At 68.6% G+C, this 20022-nt stretch carries 18 protein-coding genes; 12 read left to right on the top strand and 6 right to left on the bottom strand.

The window, feature by feature from the left end; translation table 11 throughout:
- Positions 1–149: 149 nt before the first annotated feature.
- The gene (locus GV126_RS06745) at positions 150–887 is read right to left on the bottom strand and encodes a TetR/AcrR family transcriptional regulator (protein ID WP_159663581.1); all 738 of its coding nucleotides are present in this window, start codon (positions 885–887) and stop codon (positions 150–152) included.
- Between the two features lie 226 nt (positions 888–1113).
- On the opposite strand from GV126_RS06745, the gene GV126_RS06740 reads away from it, so the two are divergent.
- Both GV126_RS06740 and GV126_RS37610 read left to right on the top strand, forming a co-directional pair.
- The gene (locus tag GV126_RS06740) at positions 1114–2289 is read left to right on the top strand and encodes an ABC transporter substrate-binding protein (RefSeq protein ID WP_159663579.1); all 1176 of its coding nucleotides are present in this window, start codon (positions 1114–1116) and stop codon (positions 2287–2289) included.
- Between the two features lie 137 nt (positions 2290–2426).
- Positions 2427–2801 carry a transposase gene (locus GV126_RS37610; RefSeq protein WP_419796015.1) on the top strand — a complete coding sequence of 125 codons (375 nt, stop codon included), beginning with the start codon at positions 2427–2429 and terminating at the stop codon, positions 2799–2801.
- On the opposite strand, the gene GV126_RS06730 is transcribed toward GV126_RS37610, so the two are convergent.
- Positions 2720–3646, bottom strand: a complete 927-nt coding sequence (locus GV126_RS06730) for a cyclase family protein (protein ID WP_159663575.1) — start codon at positions 3644–3646, stop codon at positions 2720–2722. The genes GV126_RS37610 and GV126_RS06730 overlap by 82 nt on opposite strands.
- 563 nt (positions 3647–4209) lie before the next feature.
- Here GV126_RS06730 and GV126_RS06725 point away from each other — a divergent pair.
- From GV126_RS06725 to GV126_RS06710, 4 genes are all read left to right on the top strand, one after another.
- Complete coding sequence (locus tag GV126_RS06725) at positions 4210–5037, top strand: mycofactocin-coupled SDR family oxidoreductase (protein ID WP_159663573.1); 828 nt, start codon at positions 4210–4212, stop codon at positions 5035–5037.
- Complete coding sequence (locus GV126_RS06720; protein WP_328707329.1) at positions 5034–5864, top strand: SDR family NAD(P)-dependent oxidoreductase; 831 nt, start codon at positions 5034–5036, stop codon at positions 5862–5864. The genes GV126_RS06725 and GV126_RS06720 overlap by 4 nt, the downstream gene beginning before the upstream one ends.
- Positions 5858–6796 carry an NAD-dependent epimerase/dehydratase family protein gene (locus tag GV126_RS06715; protein WP_159663571.1) on the top strand — a complete coding sequence of 313 codons (939 nt, stop codon included), beginning with the start codon at positions 5858–5860 and terminating at the stop codon, positions 6794–6796. The genes GV126_RS06720 and GV126_RS06715 overlap by 7 nt, the downstream gene beginning before the upstream one ends.
- Positions 6797–6991: 195 nt before the next feature.
- Positions 6992–7684, top strand: a complete 693-nt coding sequence (locus GV126_RS06710) for a carboxymuconolactone decarboxylase family protein (RefSeq protein WP_159663569.1) — start codon at positions 6992–6994, stop codon at positions 7682–7684.
- A gap of 46 nt (positions 7685–7730) precedes the next feature.
- Here the strand turns inward: GV126_RS06710 and GV126_RS06705 are convergent, their stop codons facing one another.
- From GV126_RS06705 to GV126_RS06695, 3 genes are read right to left on the bottom strand one after another with little or no spacing between them, the layout of a single operon-like run.
- Positions 7731–8603, bottom strand: coding sequence for a TIGR03619 family F420-dependent LLM class oxidoreductase (locus tag GV126_RS06705; protein WP_159663567.1), 873 nt, complete (start codon positions 8601–8603; stop codon positions 7731–7733).
- Positions 8604–8639: 36 nt separating this feature from the next.
- Complete coding sequence (locus tag GV126_RS06700; RefSeq protein WP_159663565.1) at positions 8640–9407, bottom strand: SDR family NAD(P)-dependent oxidoreductase; 768 nt, start codon at positions 9405–9407, stop codon at positions 8640–8642.
- Positions 9404–10792, bottom strand: coding sequence for a cytochrome P450 (locus tag GV126_RS06695; protein ID WP_159663563.1), 1389 nt, complete (start codon positions 10790–10792; stop codon positions 9404–9406). Before GV126_RS06695 ends, GV126_RS06700 begins: the two co-directional genes overlap by 4 nt.
- 122 nt (positions 10793–10914) lie before the next feature.
- On the opposite strand from GV126_RS06695, the gene GV126_RS06690 reads away from it, so the two are divergent.
- Positions 10915–12162 (top strand): cytochrome P450, encoded by a 1248-nt coding sequence (locus GV126_RS06690; RefSeq protein WP_159663561.1) that lies wholly within the window; start codon positions 10915–10917, stop codon positions 12160–12162.
- Between the two features lie 39 nt (positions 12163–12201).
- Positions 12202–14088, top strand: a complete 1887-nt coding sequence (locus GV126_RS06685; protein ID WP_159663559.1) for a flavin-containing monooxygenase — start codon at positions 12202–12204, stop codon at positions 14086–14088.
- A 56-nt stretch (positions 14089–14144) separates the two neighbouring features.
- Here GV126_RS06685 and GV126_RS06680 read toward each other — a convergent pair whose 3' ends face one another.
- Positions 14145–15011, bottom strand: a complete 867-nt coding sequence (locus tag GV126_RS06680; protein WP_159663557.1) for a hypothetical protein — start codon at positions 15009–15011, stop codon at positions 14145–14147.
- A gap of 134 nt (positions 15012–15145) precedes the next feature.
- On the opposite strand from GV126_RS06680, the gene GV126_RS06675 reads away from it, so the two are divergent.
- From GV126_RS06675 to GV126_RS06660, 4 genes are all read left to right on the top strand, one after another.
- Positions 15146–16168, top strand: coding sequence for an LLM class flavin-dependent oxidoreductase (locus GV126_RS06675; protein ID WP_236569903.1), 1023 nt, complete (start codon positions 15146–15148; stop codon positions 16166–16168).
- Positions 16169–16240: 72 nt separating this feature from the next.
- A complete protein-coding gene (locus GV126_RS06670; RefSeq protein ID WP_159663555.1) occupies positions 16241–17338 on the top strand; it encodes a PucR family transcriptional regulator in 1098 nt (365 codons plus the stop codon).
- 100 nt (positions 17339–17438) lie between these two features.
- Positions 17439–18380, top strand: coding sequence for an alpha/beta hydrolase (locus GV126_RS06665; RefSeq protein WP_159663553.1), 942 nt, complete (start codon positions 17439–17441; stop codon positions 18378–18380).
- Positions 18377–19990: a flavin-containing monooxygenase gene (locus tag GV126_RS06660; RefSeq protein ID WP_328707328.1), complete on the top strand. Its 1614-nt coding sequence runs from the start codon at positions 18377–18379 to the stop codon at positions 19988–19990. Before GV126_RS06665 ends, GV126_RS06660 begins: the two co-directional genes overlap by 4 nt.
- Positions 19991–20022: the final 32 nt, after the last annotated feature.

Below are 20022 nucleotides of genomic sequence, written 5' to 3'. Positions count from 1 at the left end.
GGGAGAAGGGCTGAAATTAGTTGCCCTAGTAACCTAACTAAGTTCACCCAGCACTGTACTCCCGTTCGGAGGGGATGCAACCAGTCCCGAGGGGGTTGAAGTGGCAGAACTGTGAAGGTCCGAAAAGACGGCCGGCGGTGGGCGTACGGCTACTCGCCGTGCTGCTGCGCTCCCGACAGGATGGCCTTGATCTGCCGCGATGCCGCCGTCTCGGCGGGGGCGGTCGCGAAGGGCGGCGAGACGCCCGGTGTGCCGGCGACGAGTGAGTCGATCAAGCCGTCGGAGAGCAGCAGGAGGAGCGCGTCGGTCGACTCGTCGTCGAACAGGCTGTGGTGCAGCGAAATGGCGCCGTGCAGTCCCGCCCACAATGTCTGGGCCGCCTGTTCGACCGGCAGCGACAGCGCGTATCCGGCCTCCTGACAGCGGAGGAATCCCGCACGGAGCCGGGCGGACACGTGGCGGGCCGGATGGCCGCTGATCCTCGAGACCTCGACCGCGGGCTGGGGCACCTCGAACATGAGCCGGTAGTGGCCGGGATTGCTCAGCGCGAATCGGCAGTAGGCGTGAGCCTGCGCCCGCAGCGGCTCGCGCGGGTCGGCCGCTGTGCATGCCGTCTCCGCGGCGGCCATCCGGCCGACCAGGTCGCCGTACTTGTCCGACAGTGCCGCCCACACCAGTTCGGCCTTGTCCTTGAAGTGCAGATAGATGCTCGGAGGTGCGATGCCCACCTGCTTGGCGACCGCGCGGATGGTCAGTCTGTCGGCACTGCCCCACTCGGCGAGCAGGCTGTTGACCGCGGCCAGGATCTCGCCGCGCAACTGCTCGCCGTGTCCACGCTGGCTCCGTGCCCTGCCTGATCCGCCCGCCACCGACTCCGTCACCTTCATTGCTCCCTGCCTCCGGCATACGAGCCTACGTCGCGGATGCTTCGTACGGACCGCAGCGCACTGGGCGCCGATGTCCTGTGCACAGGGAGTGCCGCGTTCGGGACGCGAGGGATGCCGGTCGGGATTCAGGCTCGACGACTCTCGCCTAGCAATTAACAAAATGATACAACTAATAAACCCACATCTTGAGAGTGACCCGTGGCCAGAGAGCACCCGAGGGGCGGACATGAAGCGAACATTGGCGATGGTGGCGGTCGGCGCAACGGTCGCCACACTGACTCTGACGGGATGCGGGAGCGGTGGCGGTCAGTCCGGTGGCGGTCCGGTCAAGATCTTCCAGTTCGCGCCTTACGAGTCGCAGACCGCGTCCTTGCCCTACATGAAGACGTCGGCGCAGGCCGCGGTCGACGAGGTCAATGCCGCAGGTGGGATCAACGGCCGGAAACTCGAACTCGAGACGTGCGACGAGAAGTACGACCCGAACGAGGCCGTGCGATGCGCGCAGCGAGCTGTGCAGGAGCATGCGGTCGCCGTCGTCGGTTCGCTTTCCGCGTTCGGGGCGCAGGTGATGCCGGTGCTGCAGAGCGCCAAGATACCCTCGATCGGGGCCGACGCCCTGACTCCGGCCGACGCCCGAAGCCCGATGAACTACCTCATCGACTCGGGCGTGCCGGGCTACACCGCGATGCCCGCGGTCGCCAAGAAGTACCTGGGCGCAACCAAGATCGCCCTGATCCAGATCGAGTTCGCAAATGCCGGCGAGACCAAGAAGTATGTGGAGAAAGGGGCTGAACTGTCCGGGAGTAAGATCGTCTACTCTGCGGAGATCCCGACCGACACCGTCGATTTCAGCCAGTACGTCGCTGCGGCGAAGAAGTCGGGCGCACAGGCGATCGTGTCGTCCCTGGCGGCGGAGTGGACCACGAAACTGTGGAAAGCGATGGAGAGCACCGGCTCGAACCTGAAGGTGGTCGCCAGCGCCGGCAGTGTCACCCCGAAGGTGGCCGCGGAGGGCGGCGACGCCGCTGCCGGGACCTATGTCGTCGCCGGGACGCCCAGCGCCGACGAGGCGAACCCGTGGGGCAAGCAGTACATCGCGGCGATGAAGAAGTACGAGCCGTCGGAGAAGGTGTACGCGGGCGTCGGACTCCGGTCCTACGCTGCGGTCCATCTGTTCGCCGAGGTCGCGAAAGGGATCGATGGTGGCGTCACGAGCACCTCGCTCGTCCAGGCCCTCGACAAGGTCCACGACATGGAGTTCATGTGGATCGACCATCTGTCGTTCGACAAGTCCGGTCCCATCGCCGGCTACCCACGTGTGGTCGCGACCGAGGCCTTCCCGGCCGTGATCCAGGACGGGAAGCTGGTGAGCAAGGAACCGTTCGACCCGTTCGCCGGCTAGGGCCGGGACTTGTCCGGACGATCATGTGACTGCTGCGCGGGGCTGGTCGTTGATGTGGACATGGGCGGGGAGATCTGACAGGTGTCGAGGGAACGGCTGGGGCCGTTCCTGCCGGTCAGTAACAGGCGTTGTGGCAGGTGGCGGGTCACCGGGCAGGTCTTCGACGCGATTCTGCGCCGGGTACGGACTGTGGTGTCCAGTGGCGTGACCTGCCCGCACGGCTCGGCCCGCGGAAGACGGTCTGCGAACGGCACCGGCTGTGGTCGGCGGACGGAACCTGGGAGCGTCTGCTCCTGCAGGGCGGCTTGACGGCCGAGCTCCACCTGAGCGCGGACGGCCGGTGCCGCACGCTGCCCCTGGTCGTCGCTCCGGGGGCAGCGTGCGGCCACCCGAGCGCCGACGCACCGCCTGCATCGTGGCTGACAGCGACTCAGCGCACCGCGACCGGGTTGATCGGGCCACCCGTGCCGCACCGGAACGGCAACGGGGTCGCCTCGAAGAGGAACGTATAGCGGCCATCGGCGGCGCAGGCCCGGGACAGCTCCTCGAAGTCGAAGTTCTGCCCCTGGGGCATCCCCATCATCACCAGGCACAGGACATGGAGGGGGAGCACCAGCTCGGGACAACGGGCGGGCAGCAGCTCGAACGCGATCGTGTCCGTCGCGGCCGCGGCCACCCCGTGCTCATGGAACCAGGCCGCGGTGTCGATGCCGAGGCCGGGCGTCGGGGTGTGGTAGCCGTGAATGTCGCCGGCGTGGAAGAGCTGGATGTGCCCGGTCCTCACCAGCGCGATGTCCCCCGGCCGCACCTCGATCCCGGCATCGCGTGCACAGGCGTCGAGATGTGCGGCGGTGACCTCGAATCCCCCCGGCAGCCGATCCGCCCCCTCGAGGCGTGCGACGTCGAGCAGGATGCCCCGCGTCACGACCGGTCCGAAGGTGTCGATCGCGAGGCGGGCCGCGCCGGCCACCGAGACAGCGTCCGCTGCCACGTCGTTGTACATGCGTCCGCGCCAGCTGACATGGGAGAGCGCGTCCCAATGGGTCGCGGCCTGGAGGGGCATCACGACGATGTCGTCGCTGTACGCCGCCGCGGGATCCGGACCCATCGGCGTGTTGATGCCGAGCATCGTGCGCACCGGATTGATACGGCCCGGGATGCCGCTGCCGTCCTGCGGCCCCTTCAGCTGCCACGGCATGGAGAGGCTGAGGGCCTCGCCGGTCTCCACCGCTGCCAGGCCCCGGCGAAGGCTCGCCCGGTCGATCAGGTTCAGTGTGCCGCGCTGGTCGTCGGCCCCCCACCGCCCCCAGTTACGGACCTTGCCGCACAGGGTTTCGAACTCGGCCAGGGTTGTCATGCGGGTTCCCCTCGTAGTCTGGGATCGAGGTCGCGGGCGTGCGTCAGTGGATCGATGTGGTGACCGGACCAGCTCGCGGGTCAGGAGCCCCGTCCGCCGGCGAGTACCTCGCGCCCGGCGCGCTCGGCGCCCTGGTTGAGGGCGGAGACAGCGAGCGCCACTGCTGTCGACGTCGAAGACCGGTGCGGCGATGGGGAGCCACTGGCGAACCTGGACGGTCATCCCCAGGGGCGGGGTCACCGGCGCGCGCTTCGACGATGATGTGCTCGCCGATCACCCGCGTCAAGGTGATCCGCAGACCGGTGCCGCGGCTCAGGTCATCGGGGACTACGCGAGCACTGCGGCGATTCGGGTCACGGCGGGGGACGGGCGGCCCATCGTGACTGTCCTCGGTTGTTGCCGGCGCGACGGGATCACGAAGAACGAGCGTCGGCGGGCGGAGCCTGCACATCGCGATCGGCGTCGCAACTGCGGAAGAGGTGTGGACGCGCGTATCGAGATCGTGCTAAACGGTAGTATCAGTTTACTGATTGTTCCGATCCACCGGACGCAGGGAGCCGCACATGGGTCAGCTTGACGGCAAGGTCGCTTTCATCACGGGTGCGGCGCGCGGCCAGGGCCGCAGTCATGCCGTGCTCCTCGCTGAGCAGGGTGCCGACATCATCGGCATCGACGTCTGCGAGGACAACCCCTACAACGCCTACCCGCTCGGCACGTACGAAGAGCTCCAGGAGACGCGCGCGCTCGTGGAGAAGGCGGGTCGCCGGATGGTGGCGCTCAAGGCCGACGTCCGCGACTTCGGCCAGGTCAAGGCCGCCGTGGACAAGGGTGTCGAGGAGTTCGGGCGCCTCGACATCTCGATCAGCAACGCCGGTATCGCCCCGATGAGCTGGGCGGAGCGGAGCGAGGAGGAGGACGTCGAGATCTGGCGCGCAGTGGTCGACGTGAACCTGACCGGTGCGTGGATCGCGGCCAAGGCCGCCGTTCCCCACATCCAGGCGGGCGGTCGGGGCGGCGCGGTCGTCCTCATCAGCTCGAGCTCGGGACTGAAGGGCTTCTCGGGCTACGGAGGGGCCGGGGGCGGGTACGGCGCCGCGAAGGCCGGGCTGCTCGGCCTGATGCGTTCGATGGCCAATGCGCTCGCTCCCGAGTCGATCCGCGTGAACGCGGTCGTCCCGACGGCCGTCAACACGATGATGGCGACGAACGAGGCGATGACGGCGTTCATCAACGGCGACCCGGCCCGCGCCAAGCACATGGCGAATCCGATGCCGGTGGGTATGGTCGAGCCGATCGACATCTCACAGGCGGTGCTCTACCTCGTCGGCGACTCCGGCCGGTACGTCACCGGAGTCGCCCTGCCCGTCGACGCCGGGTTCGTGAACAAGTGACCGCTCCCGCAGAGGCGGAACTGCCCGACGACCCGCTGGGAATCTTCCGTCTGACCGGAAGGGTCGCAGTCGTCACCGGGGCCGCCGGTGGTGTGGGCCGGGGGTGTGCGGAGATTCTCGCTGCCGCCGGGGCCTACGTCGTCGCCGCCGACGTGAAGGACGCCACCGAGACGATGGAGATCGTCAAGGCGCGCGGTGGAGACGGCGAAACGGCCTGCCTCGACGTCACCGACAAGGCCGCGTTCGATGAACTCACCGCTGACGTCGCGGCCCGTAAGGGCAGGCTCGACGTCCTGATCAACAACGCGGGCATCCAGCGCCGGTCGACCGCGCTGGAGTTCCCGGCCGAGGACATCGACGCCATCGTCGCGGTCAACTTCAAGGGCGTGCTCTTCGGCTGCCAGGCGGCGGGCCGGATCATGCTGGAACAAGGCTCAGGAAGCATCGTCAACATCGCCTCGGAGGCGATCGACAGGCCCGCCCCGCAGATCCTCGCCTACGCCGGGACCAAGGCGGCGGTGCGGCAGATGACCCGAAATTTCGCGATCGAATGGGGCAGCGCGGGGGTCCGGGTCAATACGATCGCTCCCGGCTGGATGCTCACGCCGCTGACGAGGCAGCTCAACGTGGCCGGCGAGGAAGGTGCGGCGACCGACGAGGAGTCTCTGCGTACGCGCATGGAATCACGGGCGGCGATGTCTCCGCTGGGGCGCACCGGCAGGCCGGCCGACGTGGCGTACGCCGTGCTGTATCTCGCCTCCGATGCCTCGTCCTGGGTGACCGGGCAGGCGATCCGGCTCAACGGCGGGTCCTCGATGCCATGGTGACGACGTACCAGCCGACCATCACCGGCAAGAAGCTCCTTGTCACCGGTGCTTCCGGCCAGATCGCTCATGCGCTCGCCAAACGCCTGGCCGAGCACAACGAGGTCTGGGGCATCGCCCGCTTCGGTGACGAGCAAAGGCGTCGCACGCTCGAGGAAGCCGGAGTCCACACGGCGAAGGTGGATCTCGTCGACCCGGACTTCTCCGGCCTTCCCCCCGACTTCGATCATGTGCTCCACCTCGCCGCCCATCTGGGCAGCACATCCGACTACGAGTTCGCCCTCGATGTGAACGCGGTCGGCACCGGGCTCCTGCTGTCCCACTTCCGCAACGTCCAGTCCGCCCTGGTGATGTCCACCACCGGCGTCTACAAGCCCCATCCGGATGCCTGGCACCGTTACGTCGAGACCGATCCGCTGGGCGACCCGGTCAGCCCGTCCACACCCGGCTACGGCGTGTGCAAGGTCGCCCAGGAGGCGATGGCGCGCTATGTCGCCCGGGCGTACGGTGTGAAGATCGTGATCGGGCGCATGAACGCCTCGTACGGTCCGGGGGGTGGCCTGCCGAGCAAGCACCTGGCGCGGATCGTCGCCGGAGAGCCGGTGGTCCTGCGCCACGACCCCGCGCCGTACAGCCCGATCTTCGAGGACGACATCGCCCGACACGTCGGGCGGCTGCTCACGAGCGCCGACTCTTCGCCGAACGTCGTCAACTTCGGAGGCGACGAGGTCGTCACGGCCCAGGAGTGGTGCGCGTATCTGGGCGAGCTCGTCGGCAGAAAGCCGGTCATCGAGTACGCCGGGATTCCGGGCAGCCAGCCCGGGATCGCGCTCGACGTCGGCAAACGCAAGCGCATCACCGGACCGGACCAGTGGACCTGGCGCGAGGGCTTCCGGCTGATGACCGAGGCACTGGCACCCTCGCGGCTGGTCTGACCGGTCGAGTCCCCTCCGCCCAGGCGTGTTCGAGCGGTCACCGCACCGCTCGAACACCGCCGGGCGGTTCGGGCTCGACCGCATCGCGCCCGGTGGTTCGTCGCGGATGTCGAATACTTGCTCGCATGGCGAACTCTGGTCGGCTGGAAAGCGGCGTCGCGTACGACAGCCGGAAGGAATGCGAAGGAGAGCGCGGTGTCAACTCCCCTGAACGCCGTCTGTCTGCAGGGCTTCATCGCCCGTAACGTCCAGGAGCACGGTGGCCTGGGAAGGCGGGAGCGCGTGCTGCTCGCCATCGCCGCGGACACTGGTGTCGGAGCCGGGTCGGTGCTGGAGGCGGACGTGCGCGGCGCTCTCGCCGCGGGCGTACTGAGTCTCGCGGAGTTGCGGGAAGTGGCGCTGCATCTCTCCGCCTACCAGGGGTATCCCCGGGCGGTGCGGCTCGACGAGTGCATCACACGGGTGTGGGAAGCCCTGGTCCGTGAGCATGCGGACGTCGTGGAGGAAGCGCCGGGCGCGCCGGCGGCGGCCGACCGCTCTCCGGCCGAGGTGTACGCCGAGGTCGTACGCCGGCCGTTGCCCGAGCGGGACGGCCGGTTCCATCGGGCCGTGAACGAGTTCGTCTGGGGTGAGCTGTGGAACCGGGGCGTGCTGACGTTCCGTGACCGTCGTGTGCTGAGCCTGGTGTCGACGGCACTCGCCGGCCACGAGATGCCGTTGCGCATCCATGTGACGGGAGCCCTGGACAGCGGTGACCTCGGCCCAGAGGAGCTGGAGGAGGTCGCTGTGCAGTTCGCCACCAGTGTCGGCATGCCGAGCGGGCAGTTGCTCGCGCGGGTCGTCGAGGAGGAGAGCGCCGGGATCCGCAAGCAGACGGACGCGATGTGATCCGCGGAGAGGGTGGTCCGGCGAGCGGCCGGACCACCCTCTTCGCCTACTCGCCGAGGCCGATCTCCTTCGCGAGCGCGCGTACCGGGTCGAGGTCGTCGAACTCACCGGGGTGCGCCGGTCCGTCGGCCCGGCGCCACGGAGTGATCACGGCGCGATGCACGCCGGCTGCACTGAGCGTCTCGAGCTCCCCGCGGGTCGGCCGGTGCAGCAGGACGACGCTGAACTGGTATCCCTCCATGCTGAGTCCGGCATCGAGACGGTGCCGGGTGATGGTGTCGACGTACTGGGCCGCGTCCTTCACCGCCGCGGAGCCGCCGTACCACCCGTCGCCGAGCAGCGCTGCGCGCTGCAAGGCGCGTGGCGTGTGACCGCCCAGATGCAACGGCGGCCGCAGACCCTGCGGGCTCCGGGGAGCAAAGCCCATCTTCGGCATGTCCAGGAGCTCGCCGTGGAACTCGCACACGTCGGGATCGAAGAGGGCGCGCAGGACGTGCACGAACTCGTCCATCCGCTTGCCGCGCTTGTGCCAGTCGCGGCCCAGGATGGCGTACTCCTCACGGGACCAGCCGAGACCGAGGCCGACGTCGAGACGTCCGTCCGACAGCGCGTCGACGGTGGCGAGCTCCCGAGCGGTCAGGAACGGGTCCCTTACCGGGGCCATGAGCACGCCGGTGCCCAGGCGCAGCCTCCTCGTCGTCACGGCGAGCGCGCCCAGAACCACCAATGGCTCGAGGAAGGGCGAGTCATGCGTGAACGGGAGCTTTTCGCCCGGATAGCGCGAGTCGTCCTCGAAGGGCGTGATGATGTGCTCTCCGAGCCATACCCCCTCGAATCCGAGCTGCTCGGCGAGCCGGCCGCCTTCGACGAGCAGGGAGTGGTGCAGCGGGACGTAGTTGAGCCCGATCTTCGGAATCACGGGAGCCCCCACGGGTCAGGAACGGATGGCAGTGCTTCACAGGGCGAGCTGGGTGGTGACTCCGCCGTCGACGGTGAGAACCTGCCCGTTCACGAACCCGGCGGCGGGGGCGAGCAGGAAGGCGACCGCGGCGGCGATGTCCTCAGGTGTTCCGAGCCTGGTGGCGGGGTAGCGTTCCAGCTTCTTCGCCAAGGCGTCGTCGTCATATGTCGCCCGCTGGTTCTCGGTGAGGATCGACCCCGGTGCGACCGCGTTGCAGCGGATCCCGCGGGCGCCGTACGTCACCGCGAGGTGGCGGGTCAGCATCGTGACGGCCGCCTTGCTGGTGGTGTACGCGATCTGTTGTCCCGGCAGCGGCTGCAGGCCGAGCATCGACACGATGTTGACGATCGCGCCCGCGCCCCGGTCCAGCATTCCCGGCAGCAGCGCCCGGCACAGGCTCATCGTGCCGCGGACGTTCACCCGCCACGCGCCGTCCCAGATCCAGTCCTCGGTGGACAGCAGATCCGTGTCGCCGGCGATCGCCTCGGGCGGCAGGAACGCGGCGTTGTTGACCAGTGCGAGGTGGTCGGGCCGGAGGGCCCACGCCTGCTCGGCGAGTGCGGTCACCTGCGCGGCGTCGGTGAGGTCGGCCGCGAGGGCGGTGGCCGCGCCGCCCTTGGTGCCGATGGTGTCGAGTACGGCGCCGAGGGTGTCGGCGGACAGGTCGCTGACCGCGACGTGCCAGCCTTCCTGGGCGAGCAGTTCGGCCGTCGCCCGCCCGATGCCACGGCTCGCCCCGGTGACGACGGCGACGCGGTTCATGCGTCACCCGGCCGCTGCGTGAGGAGGGCAGGCAACTCGAGCGGCCCGTGCATGGCGAAGGAGGGGACGAAGCACACGCTGTCGCGATCCATGCCGGCCGGGAGGGTGAAGTCGTATCGTTCGAGGAATCGCGCGATGCCGACCTGTGCCTCCAGGCGGGCCAGAGCGTGACCGACGCAGAAGTGGATCCCGAAGCCGAAGCCCATGTGCCCTCGCCCGCCTGGTCGGTGGAGCTCGAGCCGGTCCGGTCGTGGGAAGGTGGCGTCATCGCGGTTGGCCGCGCCGAGGAACACCATCACGGGCGCGCCTGCGGGGATCTCGACGCCGCCCACGACGGTGTCCGCGAGGGCGACCCGGTTGAGCACCTGTGCGGGTCCCTCCAGCCGCAGCGTCTCGTCGATCATGGAGTCGAGCGCGTCTGCGTCCGTTCGCAGGCGATCCGCCAGGCCGGGGTGTTCGGTGAGCAGCAAGAGCATGTTGCCCAGCAGCTTCGTCGTCGTCTCGTGGCCGGCGATCACGAACTGCTCGATCAGTGCCAGCATCTCGTCAAGGCTCAGCGGCTCGGCGCCACTGGTGGCACCACGGGCGAAGTCCGTCATGAAGTCGTCACGCGGACGGGCCAGGCGGTCGTCGATCAGGTCGGTGAAGTAGCGGTCGAACTCCTTGCGGCACCGGACCATGTCGTCGAACTCGTCGGGTTCCACGGCGATGCGGCCGACAGGCTTGAGCAGTCCGACGGACCAGCGGGCGTAGTCGTCCACACGCTCGGGTTCGATGCCCAGTACCGCGGCGAGTACGCGCAGGGGGAGCGGGGAGGTGAAGGTACGAACCAGGTCGACCGGTTGCTCTCGGCCCACGTGTCGATCGAGGTCGTTCAGGAGGCCGGCCGCGACCCGTTCGATGTCGGACCCGAAGGGGCGGACACGCCGTGGGCTGAACGCCGGAGAGATGAGCGTGCGCTGCACGGTGTGCCGGGGCGGGTCGGCGTTGGAGCCGGCGCGGACGCCGGGGTTCCGGCCGTAACCCCGCGCGACCAGGTCCTGCATGTCCGGTGCCTTGACGGCGGTCTCGCGCACCTGGTCCTCGACTGCCATCGCCGCCCCGCCACGCGAGTTGCTGGACGAGAACACCTCAGGCTGTCGGAGCACCTCCTTGACCTCTGCCGCCCCGAGCACCACGAAGGAGGCGAAGTCTTCGTTCCAGTGCACCGCCCCGCACAGCTGCCGCTCTGCGCGACAGAGCTCGTGCGGCCGTCGCAGGGCGGCAGGGTCGTGCAGACGGATGCGTCCAAGGTCGGTACGGGGCGTGGGAGGACCGGTTCCGGATGCCATTTTCCTGCACCTCCAGGTTGCTCCATCGTCTGACGTGTTCGGCGGACCGGTCACTGACCATTGAAAAGGTTAGATGATATATCTAGGATAGACAATGATGTGCCGCTGGGTCACTGACCGGCAGCGGCCCGCCGCCCTCGCCAGTACGTGATCCCGGAGGTGGATCGGACATGACCGTGACCGATGCCGCGAACTACGCCGGCGCGCTCGCCGACCGGCTCTTCCGGCTCGAGCCCGAAGCGCTGGCCGACCCGTATCCGGCCTACGCGGCGCTGCGCGCGGACCTTCCCGTCCATCGGTGGGGCCCTATGGTGGTGGTGGCGCGCTACGAGGACGTCAAGCAGGCGCTGCGCGACACGGAGGCGTTGTCGTCGGTGCGGACGGACGGTTCACGAGTGGCGCTGGTCCGAGAGGGGATCACCCCGGAGCAGAACCGGAAGCTCGACGCCGTACTGGCCAACGAAGACCTGTGGCTGGTACAGCTCGACGACCCCGAACACGCAAGGCTTCAGCGCTTCGTGAAGGCGACGTTCTCGCGGCCGCGCATCCTGAAGATGCGTGACCGGATCCAGGAGTTCTGCGACGACCTGCTCGATGCCGCCGAGGCCTCGACGCCGGGCCGCCTGGAGCTCATCTCCGACTTCGCCTACAAGCTGCCTCTTCTGGTGATCTGCGACCTCCTCGGCGCCGAGGTCAAGGACGCGGCCAAGATCCGCGAGTGGTCCGACCACATCGCCGTCGCCATCGGGACGAGCTACGCCAACATCGACGCCGCCTACGATGCGGTCACCAGCTTTCAGGAGTACGTCTCGGGGCTGATCGAGCGAAGTCGCGGCGCGAAGACCGCCACGGACCTTTTCGCCCAGCTGGTGTCCGCCGACGCGGACGGCGAGTTCCTGACCGACCAGGAGCTGGTGGCGATGTTCACCCTGCTGCTCTTCGCCGGGCACGAGACGACGACCAACCTCATCGCGAACGGGATCATCGAGTTGCTCAGGCACCCCGAGCAGCGTGCCCTCCTCGCCGACGATCCGGGCAGGCTCGACAACGCGGTCAGCGAGCTGCTGCGCTACTGCTCCTCCGTGCACGCGGTGCACCGCGTCGCCACGCGGGATTGCGAGATCGGTGGGTTCTCCGTCAAGAAGGGGGAGACGGTCCGCCTCCTGCTCGCCTCGGCGAACCGCGACGAGAGTGTCTTCGAGAACCCCGACACGCTCGATGTCACACGGGAGGACGCGCGCAAGCACCTCGGCATGGGCTACGGCATTCACACCTGCCTGGGCATCTGGCTCGCGCGCCTCGAGACGGAGCTGGCGATCGGCGCGCTGCTCCGCCGCTACCCGGGGCTTGCGCTCGAGGGTGAGGTCGAGTGGGCCCGCAACTTCACCTTGCGCGGCCCCGTGGCCATGAACCTCACCTATTGATGACGACGGCTCCACGACAGAACAGGCAGAAGAAGGAACATGGTGGACGAGAATCTCGCGCGGAAGGCCGTTGACTCGGCGAACCTCAATGTGCTGCGCATGGCGCTCTACCAGGCGACCGGCGACGAAGAGCTCGCCGAGCTCCCGTTGGAGAAGGTGAAGGTCCGCGGCGGGCTCAACACCGTCCTCACGGTCGCCCCCGACCGCCAGGAGGAGCTGAAGCAGAAGGCACTCGAGTTCCTCCGGACCAAGGCGGAGGGCTTCGTCCCGACGGTGCCGACGGATGACGAGCTGCGTCGGATGATGAGCCTGATGCGGGGAGAGACGCTGTCGGACCGGGCCTTCGCCTACCGGCGCGCGATGCCGGCGTTCGAGGAAATACCGCGCGCCGCGAACTGGACGGACGGGCCGGTGGTGCCCGAGGGCTTCCGCGTGGCGGTCATCGGCACGGGGTTCAGCGGCCTGGGCACCGCCGTTCAGCTGGAGCGACTCGGGATACCGTACGACGTCTACGAGCGTCGTCACGAGGTCGGCGGCACGTGGAGCATCAACACCTATCCCGATGCCCGGACCGACACGATGAACTTCACCTACCAGTTCAGCTTCGTGAAGAACTACCCGTGGAGCGAGTACTTCGCCCGGCAGGGCGAGGTCCGCCGGTACCTCGACCACGTCGCCGACACGTTCGGCATCAGGCCCCACATCCACTTCGGCGCCGACGTCACCGAGGCCGTGTGGGACGAGGAGGAGCACCGGTGGCGCCTCACGGTCACCCGTGACGGCGTTCCGGAAGTCGTCGAGGCGAACATCGTGATCAGCGGCGCCGGTCTGTTCGGCGTTCCGCGCACCCTGGACATTCCGGGCGCCGACACGTTCGAGGGCCGCGTCCTCCACACCACGCAGTGGTCGCCCGACATCGACCTCGCCGGGAAGCGGGTCGCCGTGATCGGCAACGGCTCGACCGGCGTGCAACTGCTGAAGCAGGTCGCCGAGAAGGCCGGTCAGGTCTACGTCCACCAGCGCACGCCACAGTGGATCAGCCCCCGCGAGAACTACGGCGCCCCGATCGAGCCGGAGGTGCGCTGGCTGCTCGACAACATGCCGTACTACTGGAACTGGTACTCCTACGAGATGCTGTCGTTCGGCATCTCGTCGCAGGGGCTGCAGGAGAAGGCCAGCGGACCCGAGGAGCGGTTCGAGGCCTCCGAGGAACTGAAGGAACTCGCCGCGAGCCTCACGAAGTACATCGAGACCCAGGTCGGCGGCGACAAGGAGCTCATGGCCAAGCTCGTCCCCGACTACGTCCCCGTCGCCCGCCGGCTCGTCGTCGACAACGGCTGGTACGCGTCGCTGCTGCGTGACAACGTGGAGCTCGTCACCGACCGCATCGAGCGGATCACGCCGACCGGCATCGTCACGGCCGACGGCACCGAGCGCGAGGTCGACGTGATCGTGGCGGCGATCGGATTCGCGGTCACGAAGTACCTCTTCCCGACGGTGTACAGGGGGGTCGGAGGAGCCAGGCTCGACAAAAGGTGGGAGGAGGCCCCCGGCCCGATGGCCTACCTGGGCGTCGCCGTCCCCGACTTCCCGAACTTCTTCATGCTGTACGGGCCGAACTCGCAGCCGCGCAACGGCTCGATCCCTTCCTGGATCGAGGTGTGGTCGCGGTACGTGTGCCAGTCGATCGTGATGATGCTCGAAAACGGTCACGACCGCATCGAGGTCCGCAAGCAGGTGTACGAGAAGTACAACGCCGAGATGGACGCCGTGGCGGAGACGCTCATCTGGAGCGACCCGGCCTCCAAGGACCGCAACTACTACGTCAACGAGTGGGGCCGGTCCCAGGTCAATGCGGCCTGGCGAGTGGAGGACTACCACGCCTTCTTCGTCAAGCCCCAACCCGAGGACTACCACCTCGGCTGAGGGACGTGCGCCCGGCTGAGCGGTCGAGTGCCGCTGAGCCGGGCCTCGTCGTGCCGTCAGCTCGTTGGCGCGCGCAGCTGGTCGTCGTAGGTGTTGGTGCCCATCTTCGACGGGATGAAGGGCGCGATCAGGGAGAGGTCACCGTGGCCGCCCCGGCCGACGAGGTCCCCTTCGGTGGTGAAGAAGTCCCAGCAGTCGCGCGGGTCCTCGGTGAGGAACCACAGGACAGTGAGTCGCCGGCCGTCGTTCGCCACCTTCGCGAGGCGGGCTCGTACCTCGGGCTTCATGCCGGAGTCGGGCCCGTTCGTACGGAACACCATTGCGCTCGACACCGGGCCGCCCGGCGTCACGCGCGACGGCAGATGCTCCTGCCCGAGCCACTTCTCGAGTTCGTCGCGTGCGGCGGCGGTGGGTGCGTCGACCACCTCGAGGACGAGCCCGGGCGCCGGGTCCATCAGACTGAACACCTCGTTGGGGACGCCCTGGTCCCGGTAGACCGTGACGGCCTTGTCCTGGAACGAGGTGAAGACGTGGTCACGGTCGTGGTTGATGCGGTCCTCGGCGACGAGCCTGCGGTTGACGGCGAACGTCCACTGTTTGTGGTCCTCGAGGCGGCCGGGGGTGATCCAGTAGGTGCCCAGGTAGCAGCCCTTGGTGATCGGCTCGGCGACACTGGTGGAGTCCTTGGGGTAGCGCAGCTGCTGGAGGTCGTACGTCGCGACCCAGCGCCGCCCCGCGAACAGCCACGGCTCGAAAAGCGCGCCCGAGAAGAAATGGTCGTCCTCGTACCACCGGTTGTACGCGCGCTCGTGGCCCACGTGCGGCTCGACCATCGTGATGAGCGCGTGGCCCACTGCGACATCGTGCGGGCGTCCGTCGTCGGGCAGGGTCGCGTAGGGACTTTCGGCAGGGTCCTCGGTCATGACGTGGTCCTTTCTCGGCCTATCGGTCTCGGGATCGGCTGGCCGCCGACGCCGATGCGCCGCGACCGGTGGCACGCACCTACCGCAGCAGGGTAGTGCCAATCATTAAACTAAATAGTATTATTGCAGCATCGGTGACAAGTGGAGGAGGCCTGGTGGTCAGTCTCGGCATCCCGTGGCAGGGCCCGAAGTTCGCCACAGAAGCAACCAGTACTGGCGTCGAGGCGTTCTGCACCGGTGACTTCGTCGACCATGAGGCCTACGTCTCCCTGGCCGAGATGGCGTTGTCGACGAGTGACGCCCGCATCGGCACCGCGATCGCGTACGCCTTTTCACGGTCACCCTTCGCACACGCCGCCGCGATCCGTCAGCTCCACAAGCGGGCCGGCGACCGGATCTTCATCGGGCTGGGCACAGGCGCCTACTCGATCAACCGGGACTGGTTCGGCGTGGAAGCGGACCGGCCCGCCACGCGGCTCGGCGAGTGCATCGACGTCATCCGGGCCTACCTCACGGCCGAGAACGGTGAGACCGTCAGCTACTCGGGCACGTTCTACGACGTCAACGCCAGAATCGGGGCCCCGGTGCTCGGACGCGTCGACGTGCCGTTCCTCGTCGGCGCGTTCAACGGCGGAATGCTCCGCATGGCGGGACGGAAGGCCGACGGGGTGGTCGGGCACGGCCTGTTCACCAGACGCTGGTGGAACGACGTCGTCCGCAGCGAGTTCGCGACGGCGGCCCAGAAGGCCGGCCGGAGCCAGGAGATGCTGGAGTACGGCTGGGTCGTGACGGCGGTCGACGACGACGACCCGGACAGGGCGGCGCTGGACGCCCGACGCATGATCGCGTTCTACCTGACTGTGGCGACGTACGACCCGTTCGTGGACGCTCATGGCTGGCAGGAGGAGACTTCGCGGATCCGGGCGGCCTTCAAACAGCGGGACAGCGATGCGATGGCGACGGCGGTGTCGGACCGGATGCTCGACGAGATCGCGGTCTATGGCACCACGGAGCAGGCTCGCCAGATGTGGGCTGCCAAGGGCCCCGACGGCCTCCCGAAGGACGTCGCGTTCCTGGCGCCGCCGTCCTACCTCGTCAGTGACCGGCGCAAGCAGGAGTACGCGAGGGCGGCGATGCGGGCCCTCGGGCAGGAGTGACAGGACGATCCACGTCGAACTTGAGTCCGCAGCCTGCTGACGGTGAGCCGCGGAGAGTGTGGAGTGTGTGGCATGGGTGCCGAGATGCCGAGTATCGCCGAGGCGCCGGGGGAGCTCGCCCCCGAGCGGGTGCTCGCGGTCGTCAGGGTCTTCGACAGGCTCATCGCCGGATCGGCTTCGCTCGACGACGTCCTCGCCGCCGCCGCGCGTGAGGGCGAGTGCCTGGCCGGGATGTCGACCGCGGACGGCCGGAACCACCGGGCCGTCGACGGCACGGGGGAGTGGTCGGCGACCCGTCCCGAGGAGCGGCGGGGCGCGCTGCTGGCCGACGGCACAGAGGTCTGGGTGGCCGGCTGCTGCCTGCCGGAGGCGCATGTGGAGCTTGTGGTGGAACGACTCTGGGTCGCCGCAGGGGTCGCGCTGCGGCAGGCTCGCGATCCGCGCCCGGTCATCGATCCGACGACCGCGCTCGAAGTCGTGCTGAGTGCGGGCGCCGACGAGGTCGGGCGGGCACGCGCCCTGCGCGTGCTCGAGCTCAGCCCGGCCCGGCAGGTCGTCGTCGCGGCGTACGACGGCCCGCCGTCCACCGACGCCGACCTGCTCTCGGCCCTGCCGGCGGAGACGGTGCTGCGCGCTGGGCGGATCGGGTCACGGCTCGCGCTCGTTCTCGCCGGCCCGCCGGACAGCGAGCTCCCGATACCCCGCCGCGGTCGGATGGGCTTCGGCAGCGCGTACGACTGGCACGAGCTGCCCCGTGCATGGCACCAGGCACGGGTCGCCCTGCGCTATGCGCTCCGCAGCTCGCACGGCGGCCCGCAGCGGGCCTTCACGGAGGCGACGATCGTCGACTTCGCGGACCTCGGAGCCTGGGCGATCCTGGCCGAACACCTGCCGGTGGAGCGGCTACGGCTGGCATACCACCCCGACGTTGCCGCGCTGGACCGACTCGTCGAGCAGGCCGGCGGGGACGACATGCGCTGCACGCTCGAGACCGTCGCCGCGACCGGCTCCATCCGGCAGGCGGCCGCCGTGCTCCATCTCCATCACAACTCCGTGGCCCATCGGGTCGCCCGCGCCGAGGCCGAACTCGGCTTCCAGATCGGCGTTCCCTACGGACGCAGCCGTCTCCTGGTTGCGCTCATCATCCAGCGACTGAGGGACAACGTGTGAGGAGCGCCATTTGGCGCGCCCGGGCAGGCCATTCATGGCCACCTGTCCAATGACCCGAGTCACGCCGATCGGCCAGTCTGAGCGCTCTAAGGAGGCACCTATGACGCTCGACCAGGCCACGCAGGCCTTTCTCTCCCAGATGGCGGCCTCAGGCAGCCCGCCCATGACGGAGCTCTCCCCGGCCGAGGCGCGGCAGTCCGGGGCCGCGATCACACAGATGATCGGCCCGGGTCCCGAGGTCGCCGCGGTCCACGACCACACGCTGACGGCGGAGGACGGCTCCAGGTTCGGCCTGCGCGTCATCCGGCCGGCCGCTCAGGTTGCGTCCGTGGTGGTCTACTTCCACGGCGGCGGCTGGGTTGTCGGCGACATCGACGGGTTCGACACCCTCGGACGCAAGCTCGCGAACGCGAGCGACTCGACGGTCGTCCTGGTGAACTACCGCAAGGCGCCGGAGCACCCGTACCCGGCCGCTGTCGACGACGCCTGGCGCGCTCTGGAATGGGTCACCGGGCACCTCTGCGAGATCGCAGGAAGCGATGTGCCGGTGGTGGTGGCCGGCGACAGCGCGGGTGGCAACCTCGCCGCCGTGATCGCCAGGCGCGCGCGCGACCGGAAGGCGCCGAAGCTGGCGCACCAGATCCTGATCTACCCGGTCACCGACTCCGACCTGGACGCGCCGCAGTACCACGATCCGGCGAACCAGCTCATGCTCGACCGTGCGTCGATGGTGTGGTTCTGGGATCACTACGCGTCGCCCGAGCGCCGATGCGAGCCGGACGCCTCGCCACTGCGGGCTGCGGACCTGTCCGCACTCCCGCCGGCCACCGTGCTGGTCGCCGAGCACGACGTGCTCCGGGTCGAGGGAGAGGCCTACGCCGCGGCTCTGGAGAAGGCCGGCGTGCCGACCGTGCTGCACCTGTGTGAGGGCCAGATGCACGGCTTCTTCTCGATGATCAACATCCTGCCGGGCAGTGCTGTGGCTCTCGATCTCGTGGCCGCGACGATCCGCGGTGTCCAGTCACAGGAGGAGGCACGGTGACGGTGGTCAGGAGCGAACCCGAGACCTACGACGTGGTCGTGGTCGGTGCCGGATTCTCCGGCCTGTACATGCTGCACGAGCTCCGCCGACGCGGATTCAGCTCACACGTCTTCGAGGCCGGCACCGACGTCGGGGGCACGTGGTACTGGAACCGTTATCCGGGCGCCCGGTGCGATGTGGAGAGCCTTTTCTACTCCTACTCCTTCTCCCCGGAACTCACCAAGGAGTGGGTCTGGACCGAGCGCTATCCGGCCCAACCCGAGATCCTCGCCTATCTGCAGCACGTCGCCGACCGCTTCGACCTGCGCCGCGACATCAGCTTTTCGACACGCGTCGACTCCGTGGTCTTCGACGAGGCCTCCCACAGGTGGCAGGTGTCCACCGAGACCGGCCGCACCGTCACCGCGCGGTACGTCGTGACCGCCGTCGGCTGCCTCTCGTCGGCGCAGACACCGGCGATCCCCGGGCTCGACAGTTTCCGCGGCGCGACGTACCACACCGGCCAGTGGCCCAAGGAAGGTGTCGACTTCACCGGGAAGCGGGTCGGCCTGATAGGTACCGGCTCGTCCGGAATCCAGGCGACCCCGGTGATCGCCGAGCAGGCGGACCGACTGACGGTCTTCCAACGCACCCCCAGCTTCAGCGTGCCCGCCCACAACCACCCGCTCTCCCCTGAGACGATCGCCGCCGCGATGGAGAGGTACGACGAGGTCCGTGAGCAGATGCGGCACTCGCCGGGCGGTACGCTCATCGACGCGGCCGACAAGAGCCTGCTCGAGATGCCGGACGACGAGCGACGGGAGTTGCTGGAGCGGGCCTGGAAGACCGGCGGCGCGGGCTTCGTGGGCACCTTCCCCGACGCGCTGGTGAACCGCGAGGCCAACAAGGTGGTGGCGGACTTCGTCGCCGACAAGATCCGTTCGATCGTGAACGACCCCGCGGTCGCGGACCGGCTCATCCCCAGCACCTATCCGATCGGCGCCAAGCGCATCTGCGTCGACACGGACTACTACGCGACCTTCAACAGGGACAACGTCGAACTGGTGGACGTCGGCGCCGAGCCGATCCAGGAGATCGTCCCGCAAGGACTCAAGGTGGGCGACCGGATACACGAGGTCGACGCCATCGTGTTCGCGACCGGGTACGACGCCATGACGGGATCTCTCGCGCGCCTGGGCATCGTCGGGGTCGACGGGGTCAGGCTCACGGACAAGTGGGCCGCCGGCCCCGAGACGTACCTGGGGGTGGCCACCTCCGGGTTTCCGAACCTCTTCATGCTGACCGGTCCGGGCAGCCCGTCCGTGCTGAGCAACATGGTGGTTTCGATCGAGCAGCACGTCGACTGGGTGGCGGACTTCCTCGACCGGCTCCGGTCGGAGGGCGCCGTGCGGGTCGAGGCCGACCGTGTCGCCGAGACCGAGTGGGTGGCCCACGTCAACGAGGTGGCGAATCACACCCTCTACCCGCAGGCCAACTCGTGGTACCTGGGCGCGAACGTGCCCGGGAAGCCGCGGATATTCATGCCGTACGCCGGCGGCGTCGGAGCCTACCGCGAGCGCTGCGACGCCGAGGCGTCCCGCGACTACCCGGGCTTCCACCGCAAGCGCTGACCCCCACCAGCGTCAACAAACAGGAGAACACC

It is taken from the genome of Streptomyces mexicanus (assembly GCF_902506575.1).
GTDB lineage: Bacteria > Actinomycetota > Actinomycetes > Streptomycetales > Streptomycetaceae > Streptomyces > Streptomyces mexicanus.
The sequence above is the reverse complement of the archived record's forward strand: the minus strand, read 5'-3'. Positions and strand labels throughout refer to the sequence as shown.